Genomic DNA, 16,217 nt, shown 5'->3' on the forward strand with positions numbered 1-16,217 from the left:
CAGACCGTCCGCTAATCCGGACGGTCTGTTTTTAGTGGTTGGTTACTCTACTGTAATTGCACCTATATCTGAGCTTAAGGACAACAAAGGACCTCCTCCGTTAACATCGCGTTTGCCACCCTCAACCCCCGTGATCTGGCCTAGATCACTTTTAGCCACCAAGCTACATTTCACGCCATCGGCTAGAACAGCATTGAGGCTACCTACATTTGTTGTCGCTTTAAGACGGCTATCACTCTTCATTCCGGCTATATCCATACGTATGCTTCCTGTATTAGACTCTAGAGTGGACTTACCGGTGATGTTAGCTCCTTCGATATCAATAGCTCCAACGTTGCTGACGATGCGGTAATTTCCGTCCAGATTGCGGAGACGAATTTGCCCGACATTATTGGTGATTTGATATTCATCCATACGGGTGGGGATCTCAATGGTATAGTTAATGCTAAAATCTGAATAACCGTATTTGTCTTGAGCCCAAGTCCATAAATCCTTCTTCGGATTTGATTTGGAATTTGTAGATACCTTCAGAGTATCGCCACTAACGTCTATTGAAATCTCAGCGTCATCCAAAATTTTCTGGCGGTCAGCTTTATGAGCGGAGCCGTTATGGGCTAAGATTGTCGCACTCACATTAATTTGATCACCCGTAGTTGATGTAACCTCTATTTCTCCCACTGCATTGTTCATGCTAAGCACTGAAGCAGAGCCGATCTCTTTAGATAAGGATAGTTCTTTGCTAATGCTGTTTGCTTTAACTTCGTCGGCCACCTTGGTAGCTGTATCCTGAACGGCTTGCTCCACGCTTGCAGCGGCTTTACCCAGCTCTTGCTTCACAGCCTCACCAATATTTTGCTGCACATCTTCAGTAATATTCTTTCCTAGTTCATTATTAGCGGATTGCCTACCCGGTAACTCTGTGCATCCTGCCAGAAGTACGATGGACAAGACGGCTACAGCTGCCATTACGCTAGTTGTATTACTCTTTTTCATTGAATAAAATCCTCCTTATTTTTGGGTATATGTGTTCTTCCCTAAGCGCTACGTTATGTACGTACTTCTGTAAGTATAGCCTATGGGGATTTATTGTAAAAACGGCTGTAGGCGGGTTAATATACTGGACCAAAGACTAGGTATTTAAAAAGTGTTCACTACACTTCAAATTTCAATTGTGCTAAAATGAAATATAGATCTTACGCTCACATTAAAATGAGTAAGGTACATATAAAAAGAGCGAAGATGCGCTCATATATAATCTTCAGCAGCTACTGAAAAGCGCTTTTTATAGTGAGATGTGCTAAGGATAGTTTGCGAATACGATATAGACCGTTGCCTTACTTGCATCACAGGGCGGTCTTTTTATTTTCTTACCTCAATTAAATCATGAAGAGCGGAGGGAGCCAGATGCAATATGTAGTTATTTTGCTTGTCTTGCTAGCGCTGGGTGTTGGGTATTATATCGTTCAGAAAAAGAAAACACGCAGCTCAAGCAATCCTTTGCGCACCACTAGCAGTAATGTGATCTCAATGGACAGTCATCGCAAAGCCAAACAGAGTCCAGGAGAGCAGCCTTGCTCTTCTTGCAAGAAGAAGAATGGAAAGTTGATCTTCTATGCTCAAGACAATGGAACCGTGGTCGGCTTGTGTAAAGACTGCCAGTCTAAGGCAAAAAAAAGAGATATGTTACCGTTATAAAATAGAAAAATAAGTTGTATTAGCCCGTCCTTTATGATATTATTAACTCTGTTGTGTGGAATACGGTGGTCCGCTGCGGATAATGAGGGAGAGCTCAGATCTCTCCGGAAGAGGCAAGAACACCTGTACGGAAGGAGGAAGTCCTTAATGAATATCCTACAAGCTATTACGCAAGAGCAACTTCGTAAAGATATCCCTAGTTTTCGTCCGGGTGACACTTTGAAGGTGCATGTAAAAGTTATCGAGGGAACTCGTGAGCGTATCCAGTTGTTCGAAGGCGTTGTAATCAAACGTCGTGGCGGTGGAATCAGTGAGACTTTTACGGTTCGTAAAATTTCTTACGGTGTTGGTGTGGAAAGAACATTCCCAATCAACTCGCCTAAACTCGAAAAAATCGAAGTGGCTCGTCGTGGTAAAGTGCGTCGTGCTAAGCTTTATTACCTTCGTGAACTACGTGGTAAAGCAGCGAGAATTAAAGAAATTCGTCGCTAGAATAGTGACAGAGGAGAGGGGCTTGAGTTCAAGCCCCTTTCGCTTTATTTTTTTTTGAAAATATAAGAAAAGCATAAGTTTTACGTTATACATTATTCTTAAATTTCTCGCATAAACGCTTACCGTCCTTAAAAGGACGCTGAGGGCGTTTTAGCTTGGTATACAATGCGTGTGACATATACGCTTGGGGATAAGCTTCTCCGAAAAGGCCTCCTGAAGGAGTATCTGTGGAGGGGTTTTTGGCAGGAGTTTTTTTGTGTTGTATAGTAAGAGTAGTATTAAGAGAGGACGGTGAACTATGCAGCAGGAACAAAGCGAAACTTTGGAATCAAGCGAGCAGAACCCACGTAAACAGAAAAATGAAGTGCTGGAATGGGTCAAGGCCATTGCGATTGCTTTAGTTCTGGTTATACTGATTCGCTGGCTTTTATTCAAGCCTTTTATTGTAGATGGACCTTCCATGCAGCCTAATTTCCATACGGGAGAACGTGTTATCGTTAATGAAATTTTATACGATATAAGATCACCGCAGCGGGGTGAGGTTATTGTATTCCACGTGCCATCTGAAGGCAGAGATTTTATTAAACGTGTAATTGGTGTGGCTGGAGATACTGTGAAAGTAGAAGGAGATGTAGTTACAGTTAACGGTGAGGTTGTTAACGAGACTTACATCCAAGGCGCTATTGATGCTGCGCATAGTAACAACGCTCTGTATAATAATAAAGATTTCCCAAATGAAAAATTCACGGATGGTACTGTACCAGAAGGACATATTTTCGTTATGGGGGATAATCGCTCGGATAGTACAGACAGCCGGATGATTGGCTATGTGCCGCTGGGTGATATTGTGGGTCGTGCAGATTTAATCTTCTGGCCGATAAAAGATATTACACTGATTAACCATTAAGTTGACAGAAGTCAAAGGAGGTGACGGCAATGGCCATTCATTGGTTTCCTGGTCATATGACGAAGGCTAGGCGGCAAATCGAGGATAAGCTGAAGCTGATTGATGTTGTTATAGAGTTGCTCGATTCCCGTCTGCCGCTTTCCAGCCGCAATCCGATGATTGACGATATTTTGCGGGACAAGCCGAGATTAATTATTTTGAACAAAGCGGATCTGGCGGATCCGGAAATTACTCGGAAGTGGCTGGCTTACTTTAAGGAACAAGGGCATGTTGCCCATCCTGTGGATGCATCTACTGGAACAGGCGTCAAGGAGATTCCGGAGCAGGTCAAGCTGCTGCTGAAGGAAAAAATTGATCGGCAGATCGCAAGAGGAATGAACCCACGAGCTATGCGCGCATTGATCGTCGGTATTCCTAACGTCGGTAAATCAACGCTGATTAATCGAATGGCTGGTAAGAGTATCGCTGCTACGGGTGACCGCCCGGGGGTTACTAAGGGCCAGCAGTGGATTAAAACAGGAGGTAATCTGGAGCTTCTGGATACTCCTGGTATCTTATGGCCGAAGTTTGAGGATCAAGACGTGGGTTACCGCTTGGCAGTGACGGGTGCGATCAAAGAAGAAATCCTGAACATTGAGGACATTGCTTTTTATGCAGTGAAGTATTTGGTGAAGGATTATGGTTCCAGATTTCAAGAACGCTTTGGTATTGAGAAGCTTCCTGAGGATCTTGAGAACCCTGATGAGATCGTCGCAGTTATGGAAGCCGTGGGCCGCAAACGCGGTTGTCTGATTAGCGGTGGACGTGTTGATCTGGAAAAAGCTTCACGTGCTTTGCTGCATGAGCTGCGGGCAGGTAAGCTTGGTCGTTTTACGCTGGAAACACCTTAAAGGCGTTTAAATGAATGGGTATGGAAGAGCCATCCGGAATTTTTCGGGGGCTCTTTTTTTTGCCGATTTGGATCAAATTGGAGTGGTTATTTGTACATGACCATGTGAGCTTTACTATGGTAAGCTGACTTATGTAGTTTATAGAATAAATTATAATTGGCGGTGACAGATTCGTGAGTACGATAGATATGTTGAGCTATGAAAAAGAGGGCTGGGAACAGTCTTATCGCCGTATAGCCGGCGTAGATGAAGTAGGCAGAGGTTGTTTGTTTGGGGATGTTGTTGCAGCAGCGGTGATTTTGCCGGAAGGGCTTATTATTGATGGCGTCAACGACTCTAAGAAGCTTACAGCGAAAAAAAGAGATGCCTTATTCGAGATTATTATGGAGCAGGCGATAGCTATTGGTGTAGGTTATGTGGATTCCCGCATGATTGATGAAATTAATATTAAGCAGGCTTCTCGTCTGGCGATGAAAAAAGCGGTAGAAGGTCTTAGTCATACCCCGGACTATATGTTAATCGATGCTGAAAAAGTAGATCTTCCGTTGCCGCAGCAGGCGATCATAAAAGGGGATGCTAACAGCCAGTCCATTGCGGCAGCTTCGATTATAGCTAAAGTAACAAGAGATAGACTGTGTGAAGGGGTGTGGGAGGAATTATACCCTGATTATGGGATTGCGATACATAAAGGTTATGCGACCAAGCTTCACAGGGAACAAATTACGGCGTTAGGTCCGACACCTATGCATCGGCGCAGCTTTATGGGGAAGATTCTTGCTGAACAGCAAACCCTTTTTTAAAATATCAGAATATAAAAGACGCCAAAGGCGCTTAAGCTTGGATAAATTCACCGCTCAAAAAAGTCGGATTAATACCGATATAGTAAGAAGAGAGAAAATGGAGGGAGGAGAAACGGTATGAATATCGGAACATTGATCCGCGGATTGCTCGGGGATAATAAACCGGGAGCGGCCAAGTCTTTGGAATTAAAAGAAGGGCAAGTTGTACGTGGTGTTGTTTTGTCTGTATCGGATTCGGGAAAAGAAGCCGTTGTGCAGATTCAAGGTACACCTGTTCGTGCGGAGTTGGAAACACCACTACTGCCAGGAGAGACCCTGAACTTGCAGGTTGGAGCACCCGGAGAAGGCGGATTGCCCGTATTGAAGCCGGTCTCCCTCGGCGAAACGGTGTTAGCTACCCCGCAAAACATGGGCGAGGCGTTGGAATCGCTTGGGCTTACTGACTCCAAAGCGGGTCGGGAAATTGTGTTGGCGATGCAGTCGGGTGGTATTCCGCTTACCAAAGAGACAGCGGCGATTCTGGATGCTGTAATGAGTGCGAAACCTGCGGGCGTGCCGACCTCAGAGTGGCTTGATGCAGCTGTCATTTCTGTAAAGCGGGGCCTGCCGGTTACCCCTGAAAGTGTGAAAGGATTGCAGCAGGCGGTTTTTGGTCCGCAGCTTCATCAGCTTTTGTCAGCGCTCGAAGAACAGATTACGATTTGGGCAGGTCAAGTCGCCGGTGAAGAAACAACAACAGCTGAAGCTAAAGCTGAAATGGGTACCCAAACCGGAAAGCTGAATGCTCCTGTAACGACAGGTACAGGCGCTGTGATTAACGGGGAAGCGGTATCAGCAGGTGATGCTGATGCGGAAATGGACCAGGTGGCGGTTAAAGGGACTGGACAACCTGTAAGTAAACCTGCTGAAGGTAGCACTGGTGTTACTACTACAAGCGGAAGTGCTGCTGCTACAGGAGGGGCAATGGGAGCCGGAGTTATTTCTGACGAACCTGCAATTCCTTTGAATTCAGTGAAATCAGAAATATCGGGAAGTGCAGCAACGAGTACAGCTGAAGCTCCTGAGAATGAAACCGGTATTGTAACTGCCAAGCCACTGGTGCCCGAAGAGGCTGGTGAGGTTGTTCAGCTCTCGAAGAGTGGAAATACTGGTGAACCTTTGGCTGGGAAGACAACTTCTACGATTGCTGCCGGGACTCAGAGTAGTGCCGCTAACACGCAAGGGGACGGGATTGTAAACAATCAAAATAGTTCTAATGGGAGCGAAACTCATGGCAATGAAATGAGTCTAAATAAAGATAGAGCGCAGGGCAGTGTCAGTGGCGCGAATACAAGCGCCACTGGATCAGCTGGTGCAGATAGCCAAGCTGCTGCGGCAAACCAAGCTGGTGCAGCAAGCCAAGCTGCTGCGCCTAGCGGGGCTGCCCTGCTCGCGAAGCTGCAGGGCGTGCTCACCGAGCTGCGCGGCAGCATGCCGCAGCTCGCGAACGTCCCGCCCGCTGACGCGGCGGGACAAGATCCTGCCCCCGCGCCGGCAGCGCCGCGCGGGGAGACCACGGCTGCTGCGGCTTCGCCGGTGCAGCCAGACACCGCCCCACCCGCGGATGCGGAGTCGTGGGTGGGGCGGGTGTTGAAGCTGCTCGGTGCGGAGCACGAGCAGCAGGCCGTGCGCGGCGGCGCTTTGCCGGCCGCGGAGACGGCGCGAGCGGCAGCGGGGACAGCTGCAGCCGCGCTAGGCAGTGTCGGCGGGGAGCAAGCTGCCGACACGTTGAAGGGCGTGCTGCTGCAGCTTATGAGCAGCAGCGAGGTGCCGCCCGCGGTAAAAGATGCCGCGAGCGGGCTAGTGCAGCAGCTGACAGGCCAACAGCTGCTGCTGAATACAGACCGGACTGCTCCCTTCGCGCAGGTTACACTGTTCTTGCCGCTGCAAGGTCCAGATGGGCAGGAAACTGCATCGGTTCATATCCAGTCCAGGCGGGGCCGCAAAGGGGAGTTGGATGCAGCTAACTGTCGATTATGGTTCGATTTGGACATGAAGCAGCTAGGGCAGACATTGGTAGACGTGCAGGTTGTAGATCGAATCGTTAGTCTTAAGCTTCATAATGATCATCCGTGGGTGCTTGAGCTGCTGGAGACGCGGCGTGATGATATAAAAACTGCAGTAGAATCCATCGGTTATCAATTATCAGGTTTAAGAACCGAACCCTTGCCAGAATTGAATTTACCTAAAGAGCTTGCTGGTTCCAATACTAATAAGTTTGTTGATTATGTTCCTGAGGCTTACAAAGGAGTGGATTACCGTATATGAATGAGCCTGTACAGCCAATTTCACAAGGGCTCAAAAAAGCGGTCGCTCTCAAATATAGTCCCGGACAAAACGAGGCTCCTGTCGTAGTAGCCAAGGGACAAGGCGCGATAGCAGACCTTATTCTGCAAAAGGCTAAGGAGAGCGGGGTTGCTGTTCAGGAAGATGCAGCCCTCGTGGAGGTTCTTTCAAAGCTTGATCTGGACCAACAGATTCCGTCTGAGCTCTATCAGCTGGTGGCGGAAATCCTCAGCTTTGTGTATCAAAGCGATCGTTCTGCTGGTGAACGGGGACAAGAATGAAAGAGCCATATGTAAGAAAACACTATAACCGCAAAGAGAAAGGAACTGCTGCAGAGAACGGAGCTGTGCAGTACCTATCTTCTAGTGGATATATGATATTGGAACGGAATTGGCGTTGTCGTACTGGAGAGCTTGATATCATTGCGGAGCGTGAAGACTGTATTGTTGTTGTCGAAGTTCGTAGCCGCAGTGGAGAGCTGCTTCAGGGAACTCCAGAAGAATCGGTGAATGCTCGCAAAATAAACCAGGTTCGGAATACAACACAGGTTTATTTGCATATGAAGGGTTATGAGGAACGGCGGGTTTCTTTTGATGTAATTAGCGTCTTGTTAAATGACGATCTTAGCCTAGCTTCACTTAGTCATATTCGCGAGGCGTTTTAAGAGTAACTCACTTTTCTCATGCGATTCTTTATGAATTTACTGCTGTTCTGATAAAAAAGTCTTTACATACCTTCCGCACTGTGGGTCATTTCTCAAAAGAAATGGGTAAACATTAGGAGTAACTTTTTAATGTCATCATGAGGAGGGCTGTCTAGTGAAGAATAAACCTTCTGAAATGCAGGTTAGTTTTACATGCCAATATTGCCAGCAGAAGATTGAAGTGAAATTTAAAGCAGAGCCAATATCTGTCGTCTGTTGCGATAATTGCAATAAGACCTTCACGGTAATGCGGCCCACTATAGCGGAGGAAATATTAATAGATTGGGAAAATGAAGCGTTATTTCAAAAAATCCGGGCTGAAAAGTCGCAAAACAGCAATAGCAGTCTCTTAGCGCTTGTAATTAGAGTTATTGAACTGCTTACATGGCGTGACAAAGGCAATGGACAGGTGGAAGCGATCAAGGAGATGCGTGGCTGGCTTATTGACAATGAGGAGGCACCTCCTTTAGCTGAACTGATTCAGAGTGATGTTAATAAACGTTCGAGTAAGCGGCGCGACTGGGAAAAGTAACATTAACAATAAAGAGGTATTCCGTCATCGCCTCATGACATAGAATGATACGTATAATTTCATGAGAAATTAGGCGGAAAAGTCCTCGGGGCTCCGAATTTCCTAGGGTTTATGGGTAGTCGGAGCTTTTTTCATACATACTGTCATTAGAATAGGACTAAAAGGAGGGTGCACATGGCTAAGGTTTTTTTTACATCAGATCATCATTTTGGGCATAAGTTGATCATTGATTTTGAATCCAGACCCTTCAACGATGTAGAGCAAATGAATGAAGTTATGATTGAAAATTGGAATTCGGTAGTGAATCCGGACGATAAAGTATTTCATTTGGGAGACTTTTCTTTTCTGAATAAGGAGGCAACTCGTGCAATTGTGGCCAGGCTACATGGATACAAAATCCTGATACTTGGCAATCACGATCGCGGCCGCAGCCGAAGCTGGTGGCTTGAGGCAGGTTTTGATGAGGTTAGTGAATATCCTTTGATTTATAAGGATTTCTTTTTCCTCTCACATGAGCCTATGTACATGAATAAACATATGCCTTACGTAAATGTGCACGGTCATATTCATGGGCAAAAATATGAGGGAAACAATCATTTTAACATTTGTGTAGAGCATTGGAACTATAAACCGTTGACTTTTGAGCAGATTAGGGACTCGGTCGTAGTTAAAGAAGGAGATTGATGTAGGTCTTTAGAGATGCGCTTTCGCTTTTATGTAAAACTTGAATTTCTTATTCTAAAGATAAATTGCTCACAGATTGCGTTAGGACACAACTTCTATAATGTACTTAACAGCTAATATATATTTGGAAAATAAGGAAGCACCTTTTTTCTTGAAGCTATGACACCCCAAATTAGGGTGTATTTCAGGAGATGAGGTGTTTTTATTATGTATGGGAAAATGTTTAGCGCGTGTCTGTATGGGATTGAAGGGGTAATGATTGGTGTGGAAATCGATCTTGCAAATGGATTGCCGCAGACGAATATCATTGGCTTACCAGATTCAGCAATTCGCGAGGCTGTTGAACGAGTTAGGGCTGCCGTTAAAAATTGCGGTTACCGCTATCCACAGCAGCGTATTACGATCAATCTTGCCCCAGCTGACCTGCGTAAAGAAGGTTCCGCTTTTGATCTAGCGATTGCTTTAGGCATACTGATAACTAGTGGCCAGTTGATTATGCCTTCAGCTCAAGAGATGCTTTTAATTGGAGAGCTTGCGCTCGACGGCAGTCTGCGTCCGGTATCGGGTGTGCTGCCGATGGTTGAAGCAGCGCGTAAAAGCGGGTTTAAAGCCGTTCTGCTCCCGCAGGGCAATGCGGCAGAAGCCGCTTTAATTAGTGGCATGAATGTTTATACCCTCAACCATTTGCAAGCGTTAGTGAATGCTGCTGAACCTGTGGCCAGCTTTGGTCCGATTATAGATAAGCTAGTTCCTATAGAAGAATCTGAAGGATCACCACTTCCTTTTCCTGTATCCGTGAGTATGGGGGCGGGGGCAAAAGAACAACCTCCGGTGCTTGTTCTTTCTGTAGAGCATCTCAAATATAACCCTATATATTCTGATTCTGAGGCTGCTTCTTCCGAAGCTAATGAGATCATGGATGATTACAGTGATGTGCTTGGACAGCAACATGTGAAAAGAGCATTAACTATCGCGGCTGCAGGAATGCATAATATTATGCTCATCGGTCCACCTGGCACAGGCAAAACGATGCTGATCAAACGCCTTCCCAGTATCCTTCCGCAATTGTCGGACAGTGAGGCGCTGGAGGTAACCAAAATTTTTAGTGCGGCTGGAAATTTGAAGGATGCACACAACGGTTTGCTGCGAAGTCGTCCATTTCGTTCTCCACACCACACGATATCTTCTGCCGGATTAATTGGAGGGGGCGGTATTCCCAAGCCAGGTGAGGTAAGTCTTGCACATCGAGGTATTCTGTTTCTGGATGAATTGCCAGAATTCTCCCGGAATGTACTTGAAGTGCTGCGACAGCCCCTCGAAGATGGGGTGGTTACTATAAGTCGTGCCCGAGCTTCCTTTACTTTTCCTGCCAAATTCATGCTCGCTGCATCGATGAATCCGTGCAGCTGCGGCTTTTTTGGAAGCGGTATCTCCCAGCAAAATTGTACCTGTAGTCCTGCCAGGATTGCCCAATATCGGGCAAAAATATCTGGTCCTTTATTGGATCGGATCGACTTACAGGTTGATGTTCCCCGCCCGAAGGAATGGGATCGGCAGGGGCATGTTTTATCGTCAGCAGATATGCGTGCGGAGGTGTTGGCTGCTCAGGCCATCCAAGCTAAACGTTACAAACGACTGGCGATTTCATGGAACAGTGAACTTTCCGGTGCTTCCCTTCGGAAATATGCGAGCCTAAACCGAGAGAGTGCTCAAATGCTGTATGACATTTTGGAGAATTTAGGTCTAAGCATGCGAGCGCATGATCGGATTATTAAGCTATCCCGTACCATAGCTGATCTAGAGGGTGCACAGGATATTTCTTCTGCACATCTCGCGGAAGCTGTGCAATACCGTAATCTGGATCGGCAGGTAATAGCGGAGGAATAAAGATAAAAGAGCAGCGATTCCCGTTATGGGAGAATCGCTGCTCTATATTATGGACCGTTAGTTACGAACACCGCCGAATCATTATTATCCTCTGATGTTTACGGAACGGACCTAGAGGACGTTATTTGCAAGTTTTTAGCCCTTGGAGCGTAGGTTCGGACTCTGGAGACGCTATTCCTTCGGAAGAAGGTTATATTGGGTGATTTTCATTCCAATAGCTTCCATGAGGTCCGATAGCATTCCAAATATGGGATTAAGTTGCGTTTAAGATCAACTGTGTCCGTTAGCTACTTCGAATGCGAAATGCCACGTATTCAAACGAAGGTTAGATCGTTTAGTGAATTTCACATACATTTTTCTCTATAATTTCTTACAGTACATTCAATTCTACTTCGATATTGCCACGAGTAGCACGGGAGTAAGGACATGCGCCATGGGCAGCTTCTACCAAAGATGTTGCGGTTTCTCTGTCAACGCCTTTAACCAGCACGTCAAGCTTAACCGCAATGCCGAACCCGCCATCTTCAACTTTACCAAAGCTAACAGTAGCCGTAACTTCGCTGCCTTCAATCTTCACTTTGCCAAGTCGAGCAACCATGTTTAGGGCACTGTCAAAACAAGCGGAGTAGCCAGCTGCGAATAATTGTTCAGGATTAGTACCTTCACCACCGGCGCCACCCATTTCGCGTGGTGTACTGATCGTAAGGTTGAGTTTAGGACTTTCTGATTCTATATAACCGTTTCTTCCCCCAACCGCTTTAACTGTGGTTTCATACATCTTTTGTTGAATTGTCATCATAATAAATCTCTCCTATTCATTAATTAGTTTGTGTACAATCTAATTTATCACAATTAATATAAAAGTCAAATTAATTTTTTGCTATTATTATGATGTGTGAGTGAATTATGATAAAATAAAGAGATAAGGCGGGTGAATAAATATGAAAATGAGTGAAGAAGATATGCAGAAAATGACTACAACCCCAGAGCTGCTGATCGAAAATCAGCTCTGTTTTACCATTTATGCTTGCTCGCGTGAGATTACAAAGCTGTACCAACCGTATTTGGATAAGATCGGTTTAACTTACTCCCAATACTTAGTAATGCTTGTGTTATGGGAACGGCAGCAATGTACAGTGAAAGAGATTGGTGAGGCGTTATTTTTGGATTCAGGAACGCTGACTCCGCTATTGAAACGCTTGCAAGCTGCAGGCCTAATTATACGTGAACGCTCGATGCAGGATGAGCGAAAAGTATTAATCTCACTAACGAAACAAGGCTGGGCACTCCAAAGTGATGCCGTGTGTATTCCCGGCAAAATGATGGAAGAAACGACACTGACTAATAATGAATCCATAGAGCTACTTGATCAGTTTAAAGACTTACTGAATCGTGTTCACGAAGCTAATATTCAAGATAGTAAAAAGTAAGCGTAGTAAGGAGTCAATGCGATCGTTCGCATTTCGGCATGAAATCAAGCGAAAAAATGTGTACAAATCATGAATATATTTAAGGTAAGCGTTTTAAAAACATGTTACACTATTCTGGGTTCCTTTGTATGGCATATAGGTAAATATAAGCTTAGTCTTATAGATTTACACAATGTCTCTTGCAGAAATAGTGCCATTCTTTTTACGAGTGGTAGATCAGTTTCTGCTGGTTCCGGAATAGTGCTGCATGTATAACATCAGCCTATCCCTAACCCCGCGGCAATCAAAACGGAAAGCGAGATGACGACAGGCTGCCTGTTTAGTCACCACGCTACTTTAGGAGGCTACCGCTATGAATATCCACGAGTATCAGGGAAAAGAAGTGCTTAAGAAGTACGGTGTAGCCGTACCGAATGGAAAAGTAGCTTATACAGTGGAGGAAGCGGTAGAAGCCGCAGAGTCACTGAGCACACCAGTTGTTGTAGTTAAAGCTCAGATTCACGCAGGTGGACGCGGTAAAGCTGGAGGAGTAAAGGTTGCTAAGAATATCGATGAGGTGCGTAGTTACGCAACTGAGATTCTTGGAAAGACTCTAGTAACTCACCAGACTGGACCGGAGGGTAAGGTAGTAAAAAGACTGCTCATTGAAGAGGGTTGTCAAATTGTTAAGGAGTATTACATTGGTATCGTAGTTGACAGAGGAACTGGCCGAGTGGTCATGATGGCTTCTGAAGAAGGCGGTACTGAGATTGAAGAAGTAGCTGCAACACATCCGGAGAAAATTTTTAAAGAGATCATTGATCCGGCAGTGGGTTTGCAGACTTTCCAGGCGCGCAAGCTGGCTTACAGCATCTCTATTCCCAATGAGCTGGTAGGCAAAACTGTGAAATTCATGCAAGCGCTATATTTAGCTTTCGTGGATAAAGATTGCTCTATTGCCGAAATTAACCCATTGGTAGTGACTGCGGATGGGAATGTGATGGCACTGGATGCCAAACTGAATTTTGATTCCAATGCCTTGTTCCGTCATAAGGATATTCTAGAGCTGCGGGATTTGGATGAAGAGGATTTAAAGGAAATCGAAGCCTCGAAGTATGACCTTAGCTATATTGCGCTTGATGGCAATATTGGGTGCATGGTAAACGGTGCAGGTCTCGCGATGGCGACTATGGATATTATTAAGTATTATGGGGGCGAACCCGCCAACTTCCTGGATGTAGGGGGCGGTGCAACGACCGAGAAGGTAACAGAAGCCTTTAAAATCATTTTATCGGATGAAAAGGTGAACGGGATTTTTGTTAATATTTTCGGCGGTATTATGCGCTGTGATGTTATCGCTAACGGTGTTGTAGAAGCGGCTAGTCAACTGGGTTTGACCAAACCGCTGGTTGTGCGTCTTGAGGGAACAAATGTTGGATTAGGCAAGCAGATTTTGGCTGGATCGGGACTTAATATTGTTGCTGCTGATTCTATGGCGGACGGTGCCCGTAAGATTGTGTCTCTTGTGCAATAATGGCCTGATTTAGGAAGCCAGTTATCGTATTTGACAATATAAGTAGGGATGTGACTTAAGGCATGAGCATTCTTGTAGATAAAAATACGAAAGTTATCACGCAAGGAATTACAGGATCAACGGGTTTGTTCCATACTAAAGGTGCGCTGGATTATGGAACACAGATGGTTGGAGGGGTAACACCGGGTAAAGGTGGAACATCTGTCAATATCACGCTTGAAAATGGCAGTGAGGTTAGCCTTCCGGTATTCGATACTGTTGTAGCTGCTAAGGCGGCTACAGGCGCAACCGCTAGTGTAATCTATGTACCGCCAGCATTCGCAGCAGACTCCATAATGGAAGCCGTGGACGCAGAACTCGACTTGGTGATTTGTATTACCGAAGGGATTCCAGTGCTTGATATGGTAAAGGTGTCCCGTTATATGGAGGGGCGCTCTACTGTATTGATCGGACCCAACTGTCCGGGAGTTATCACTCCTGGGGAATGCAAAATAGGAATTATGCCGGGTTATATTCATATGCCAGGGTATGTAGGTGTTGTCTCGCGCAGCGGAACTCTAACCTATGAGGCTGTTCATCAGCTGACCACGCGTGGAATCGGGCAATCTTCAGCTGTAGGTATTGGCGGAGACCCTGTTAAAGGCTCGGAGTTTATTGATATTCTGAAGCTTTTTAATGAGGATCCGGGTACAAAGGCAGTCATCATGATTGGTGAAATTGGCGGAACCGCAGAGGAAGAAGCAGCAGAGTGGATTCGTGAGCATATGACTAAGCCGGTTGTAGGGTTTATTGGCGGTGCTACTGCCCCTCCTGGCAAACGTATGGGGCATGCGGGTGCTATTATTTCCGGAGGCAAAGGAACAGCGAGTGAGAAAATTGCCGTACTTGAATCGTGCGGAATCAAGGTCGCTCCTACACCTGCCGAAATGGGCTCAACGCTTGTGAGTGTGCTTGAAGAACGCGGTATTCTTAGCGCATTTACAACGCATTAATTATTTTATTTAATTGAAGGAATTCACTCTACGCGAGTGGGCTTCTTTCGTGTATAATTATTTCAGAGGTAAGCAACCTTTTGTTCCTATCCAAGGGATGAAAGGTTGCTTTTTTTGTTTTTTTAACATAGAAAAATATTGAATTACAAGATAATATTGCATTCATCAAATTCATGTTACAAAATAGGGAAGGCTAACCCTTCCATTAAAGGAGAGTAAGCTTATATGGAAGAAAAAGATCTGCTGTTTGGTTTTAATGAAGTGGAGGGGATTGGCTGGAAGAGTATCGACAAGATCCGCAGAGCCGGCTTAATGTCAGAACGAGCATTTTCCTGTAGTGCAAAAGATTGGGAAACGATCGGATTGAACAGAAAGCTGTCGAATTATCTTGCTTCCATATATACGTTAGAGTGGATCGCCAAAAGGCGCTTATTAATGGAAGAATGTGCAGTGAAGATGGTAACTGTGTTTGATGCGGCTTATCCTGTTTTGTTGAAGGAGACGACACAGCCACCGTGGATCCTTTATTATCGAGGTCGATTGGAACTGTTATCAACTCCTAGTGTGGCGATGGTTGGCACTCGTGTGCCAACAGCATATGGACGAAAGGTAGGGGAGATTCTCGCGGAGGAGCTTAGTGCAGCAGGTCTAACGGTGGTTAGCGGGCTTGCGAGGGGGATCGATAGCATTTGTCATGAAGCGGCGCTAAGAAGCGGTGGAGGGACGATAGCGGTAGTGGCAACAGGGTTGGACAAAGTCTATCCAACTGAGAATATTGAGCTGGAGCGGCGTATCTCTCAGGAAGGGCTTGTCATCACAGAGTATCCTCTTGGAACTAAAAGTCATCCTGGATTATTTCCACAGCGTAATCGGATCATAGCAGGTTTATCACGGGGGACAGTGGTCGTGGAGGCTGACAGTCGCAGTGGATCACTTATTACAGCCGATGCTGCCTTGGAAGCTGGAAGGGATGTCTTCGCAGTGCCTGGACCTATTACATCACCTAAAAGCAGAGGGGCGTTAGAGCTTATCAAACAGGGTGCAAAGCTGGTAACCAGTGGATTAGATATTATAGAAGAATATACTTCTTATTTGCCGACAAACGTAATAAAAACAGGGAATAATAGCACTACCGAACAGACAGCAGACGACTTTATGATTGAAAAGAAATTGACAAATGAGGAGTCTCACCTATACCATATACTGCATCAAGGCCCTTTTATATTGGACGATCTGCTTGTAAGAACAGGATGGGATTTTGGACATTTGCATTCAGTTCTGTTATCTTTAATCATAAAAAAAGCGGTAACACAATTACCAGGAGCTATTTATAAGGTAATTTAATATAGAGGTGCGAGTGTTAACGA

17 protein-coding genes are annotated in these 16,217 nt (G+C 45.4%); 15 read left to right on the forward strand and 2 right to left on the reverse strand.

The window, feature by feature from the left end; genetic code table 11:
* Positions 1–42: 42 nt before the first annotated feature.
* Positions 43–993 carry a hypothetical protein gene (locus MKY63_RS22555; protein ID WP_076100357.1) on the reverse strand — a complete coding sequence of 317 codons (951 nt, stop codon included), beginning with the start codon at positions 991–993 and terminating at the stop codon, positions 43–45.
* A 411-nt stretch (positions 994–1,404) separates the two neighbouring features.
* On the opposite strand from MKY63_RS22555, the gene MKY63_RS22560 reads away from it, so the two are divergent.
* From MKY63_RS22560 to MKY63_RS22610, 11 genes are all read left to right on the forward strand, one after another.
* A complete protein-coding gene (locus MKY63_RS22560) occupies positions 1,405–1,695 on the forward strand; it encodes a hypothetical protein (RefSeq protein ID WP_076100358.1) in 291 nt (96 codons plus the stop codon).
* Between the two features lie 147 nt (positions 1,696–1,842).
* Positions 1,843–2,187, forward strand: coding sequence for a 50S ribosomal protein L19 (gene rplS / locus MKY63_RS22565; RefSeq protein ID WP_036688590.1), 345 nt, complete (start codon positions 1,843–1,845; stop codon positions 2,185–2,187).
* 298 nt (positions 2,188–2,485) lie between these two features.
* Entirely contained in the window at positions 2,486–3,094 is a 609-nt protein-coding gene (lepB, locus tag MKY63_RS22570) for a signal peptidase I (protein ID WP_036688589.1), read from the forward strand.
* A 29-nt stretch (positions 3,095–3,123) separates the two neighbouring features.
* Positions 3,124–3,984 carry a ribosome biogenesis GTPase YlqF gene (ylqF, locus tag MKY63_RS22575; protein WP_036688587.1) on the forward strand — a complete coding sequence of 287 codons (861 nt, stop codon included), beginning with the start codon at positions 3,124–3,126 and terminating at the stop codon, positions 3,982–3,984.
* Between the two features lie 188 nt (positions 3,985–4,172).
* Positions 4,173–4,784: a ribonuclease HII gene (locus tag MKY63_RS22580; RefSeq protein WP_339813594.1), complete on the forward strand. Its 612-nt coding sequence runs from the start codon at positions 4,173–4,175 to the stop codon at positions 4,782–4,784.
* A gap of 117 nt (positions 4,785–4,901) precedes the next feature.
* On the forward strand, positions 4,902–7,091 hold the full coding sequence (locus tag MKY63_RS22585) for a DNA ligase (protein WP_339809848.1): 2,190 nt from the start codon (positions 4,902–4,904) through the stop codon (positions 7,089–7,091).
* A complete protein-coding gene (locus MKY63_RS22590) occupies positions 7,088–7,390 on the forward strand; it encodes an EscU/YscU/HrcU family type III secretion system export apparatus switch protein (RefSeq protein ID WP_038571992.1) in 303 nt (100 codons plus the stop codon). Before MKY63_RS22585 ends, MKY63_RS22590 begins: the two co-directional genes overlap by 4 nt.
* Positions 7,387–7,773 carry a YraN family protein gene (locus MKY63_RS22595; RefSeq protein WP_038571990.1) on the forward strand — a complete coding sequence of 129 codons (387 nt, stop codon included), beginning with the start codon at positions 7,387–7,389 and terminating at the stop codon, positions 7,771–7,773. The genes MKY63_RS22590 and MKY63_RS22595 overlap by 4 nt, the downstream gene beginning before the upstream one ends.
* Before the next feature lie 154 nt (positions 7,774–7,927).
* Positions 7,928–8,344 carry a hypothetical protein gene (locus tag MKY63_RS22600; protein ID WP_051491578.1) on the forward strand — a complete coding sequence of 139 codons (417 nt, stop codon included), beginning with the start codon at positions 7,928–7,930 and terminating at the stop codon, positions 8,342–8,344.
* A 174-nt stretch (positions 8,345–8,518) separates the two neighbouring features.
* Entirely contained in the window at positions 8,519–9,028 is a 510-nt protein-coding gene (locus MKY63_RS22605) for a metallophosphoesterase (RefSeq protein WP_076275222.1), read from the forward strand.
* A 207-nt stretch (positions 9,029–9,235) separates the two neighbouring features.
* Positions 9,236–10,915 (forward strand): YifB family Mg chelatase-like AAA ATPase, encoded by a 1,680-nt coding sequence (locus tag MKY63_RS22610; RefSeq protein ID WP_076275223.1) that lies wholly within the window; start codon positions 9,236–9,238, stop codon positions 10,913–10,915.
* A gap of 370 nt (positions 10,916–11,285) precedes the next feature.
* Here MKY63_RS22610 and MKY63_RS22615 read toward each other — a convergent pair whose 3' ends face one another.
* The gene (locus tag MKY63_RS22615; RefSeq protein ID WP_076100366.1) at positions 11,286–11,714 is read right to left on the reverse strand and encodes an organic hydroperoxide resistance protein; all 429 of its coding nucleotides are present in this window, start codon (positions 11,712–11,714) and stop codon (positions 11,286–11,288) included.
* 142 nt (positions 11,715–11,856) lie between these two features.
* Between MKY63_RS22615 and MKY63_RS22620 the strand changes: the two genes are divergently transcribed.
* From MKY63_RS22620 to dprA, 4 genes are all read left to right on the forward strand, one after another.
* Positions 11,857–12,345 (forward strand): MarR family transcriptional regulator, encoded by a 489-nt coding sequence (locus MKY63_RS22620; RefSeq protein WP_235219564.1) that lies wholly within the window; start codon positions 11,857–11,859, stop codon positions 12,343–12,345.
* A gap of 352 nt (positions 12,346–12,697) precedes the next feature.
* Entirely contained in the window at positions 12,698–13,858 is a 1,161-nt protein-coding gene (gene sucC, locus MKY63_RS22625) for an ADP-forming succinate--CoA ligase subunit beta (RefSeq protein ID WP_038571984.1), read from the forward strand.
* Between the two features lie 62 nt (positions 13,859–13,920).
* Positions 13,921–14,850 (forward strand): succinate--CoA ligase subunit alpha, encoded by a 930-nt coding sequence (gene sucD, locus MKY63_RS22630; protein WP_036688571.1) that lies wholly within the window; start codon positions 13,921–13,923, stop codon positions 14,848–14,850.
* A gap of 225 nt (positions 14,851–15,075) precedes the next feature.
* Positions 15,076–16,194 (forward strand): DNA-processing protein DprA, encoded by a 1,119-nt coding sequence (gene dprA / locus MKY63_RS22635; RefSeq protein WP_076106365.1) that lies wholly within the window; start codon positions 15,076–15,078, stop codon positions 16,192–16,194.
* Positions 16,195–16,217: the final 23 nt, after the last annotated feature.

The sequence above is a fragment of the Paenibacillus sp. FSL R7-0189 genome (assembly GCF_037969925.1).
Lineage (GTDB): Bacteria > Bacillota > Bacilli > Paenibacillales > Paenibacillaceae > Paenibacillus_AQ > Paenibacillus_AQ odorifer.

Bases quoted from the DNA above. Each gene is read 5' to 3' on its own strand.
- MKY63_RS22580 (WP_339813594.1), top strand. From the start codon at position 4,173: ATGTTGAGCTATGAAAAAGAGGGCTGGGAACAGTCTTATCGCCGTATA.
- MKY63_RS22610 (WP_076275223.1), top strand. From the start codon at position 9,236: ATGTATGGGAAAATGTTTAGCGCGTGTCTGTATGGGATTGAAGGGGTA.
- rplS (WP_036688590.1), top strand. From the start codon at position 1,843: ATGAATATCCTACAAGCTATTACGCAAGAGCAACTTCGTAAAGATATC.
- ylqF (WP_036688587.1), top strand. From the start codon at position 3,124: ATGGCCATTCATTGGTTTCCTGGTCATATGACGAAGGCTAGGCGGCAA.
- sucD (WP_036688571.1), top strand. From the start codon at position 13,921: ATGAGCATTCTTGTAGATAAAAATACGAAAGTTATCACGCAAGGAATT.
- dprA (WP_076106365.1), top strand. From the start codon at position 15,076: ATGGAAGAAAAAGATCTGCTGTTTGGTTTTAATGAAGTGGAGGGGATT.
- MKY63_RS22620 (WP_235219564.1), top strand. From the start codon at position 11,857: ATGAAAATGAGTGAAGAAGATATGCAGAAAATGACTACAACCCCAGAG.
- MKY63_RS22585 (WP_339809848.1), top strand. From the start codon at position 4,902: ATGAATATCGGAACATTGATCCGCGGATTGCTCGGGGATAATAAACCG.
- sucC (WP_038571984.1), top strand. From the start codon at position 12,698: ATGAATATCCACGAGTATCAGGGAAAAGAAGTGCTTAAGAAGTACGGT.
- MKY63_RS22590 (WP_038571992.1), top strand. From the start codon at position 7,088: ATGAATGAGCCTGTACAGCCAATTTCACAAGGGCTCAAAAAAGCGGTC.
- MKY63_RS22605 (WP_076275222.1), top strand. From the start codon at position 8,519: ATGGCTAAGGTTTTTTTTACATCAGATCATCATTTTGGGCATAAGTTG.
- MKY63_RS22560 (WP_076100358.1), top strand. From the start codon at position 1,405: ATGCAATATGTAGTTATTTTGCTTGTCTTGCTAGCGCTGGGTGTTGGG.
- lepB (WP_036688589.1), top strand. From the start codon at position 2,486: ATGCAGCAGGAACAAAGCGAAACTTTGGAATCAAGCGAGCAGAACCCA.
- MKY63_RS22555 (WP_076100357.1), bottom strand. From the start codon at position 993: ATGAAAAAGAGTAATACAACTAGCGTAATGGCAGCTGTAGCCGTCTTG.
- MKY63_RS22615 (WP_076100366.1), bottom strand. From the start codon at position 11,714: ATGATGACAATTCAACAAAAGATGTATGAAACCACAGTTAAAGCGGTT.
- MKY63_RS22595 (WP_038571990.1), top strand. From the start codon at position 7,387: ATGAAAGAGCCATATGTAAGAAAACACTATAACCGCAAAGAGAAAGGA.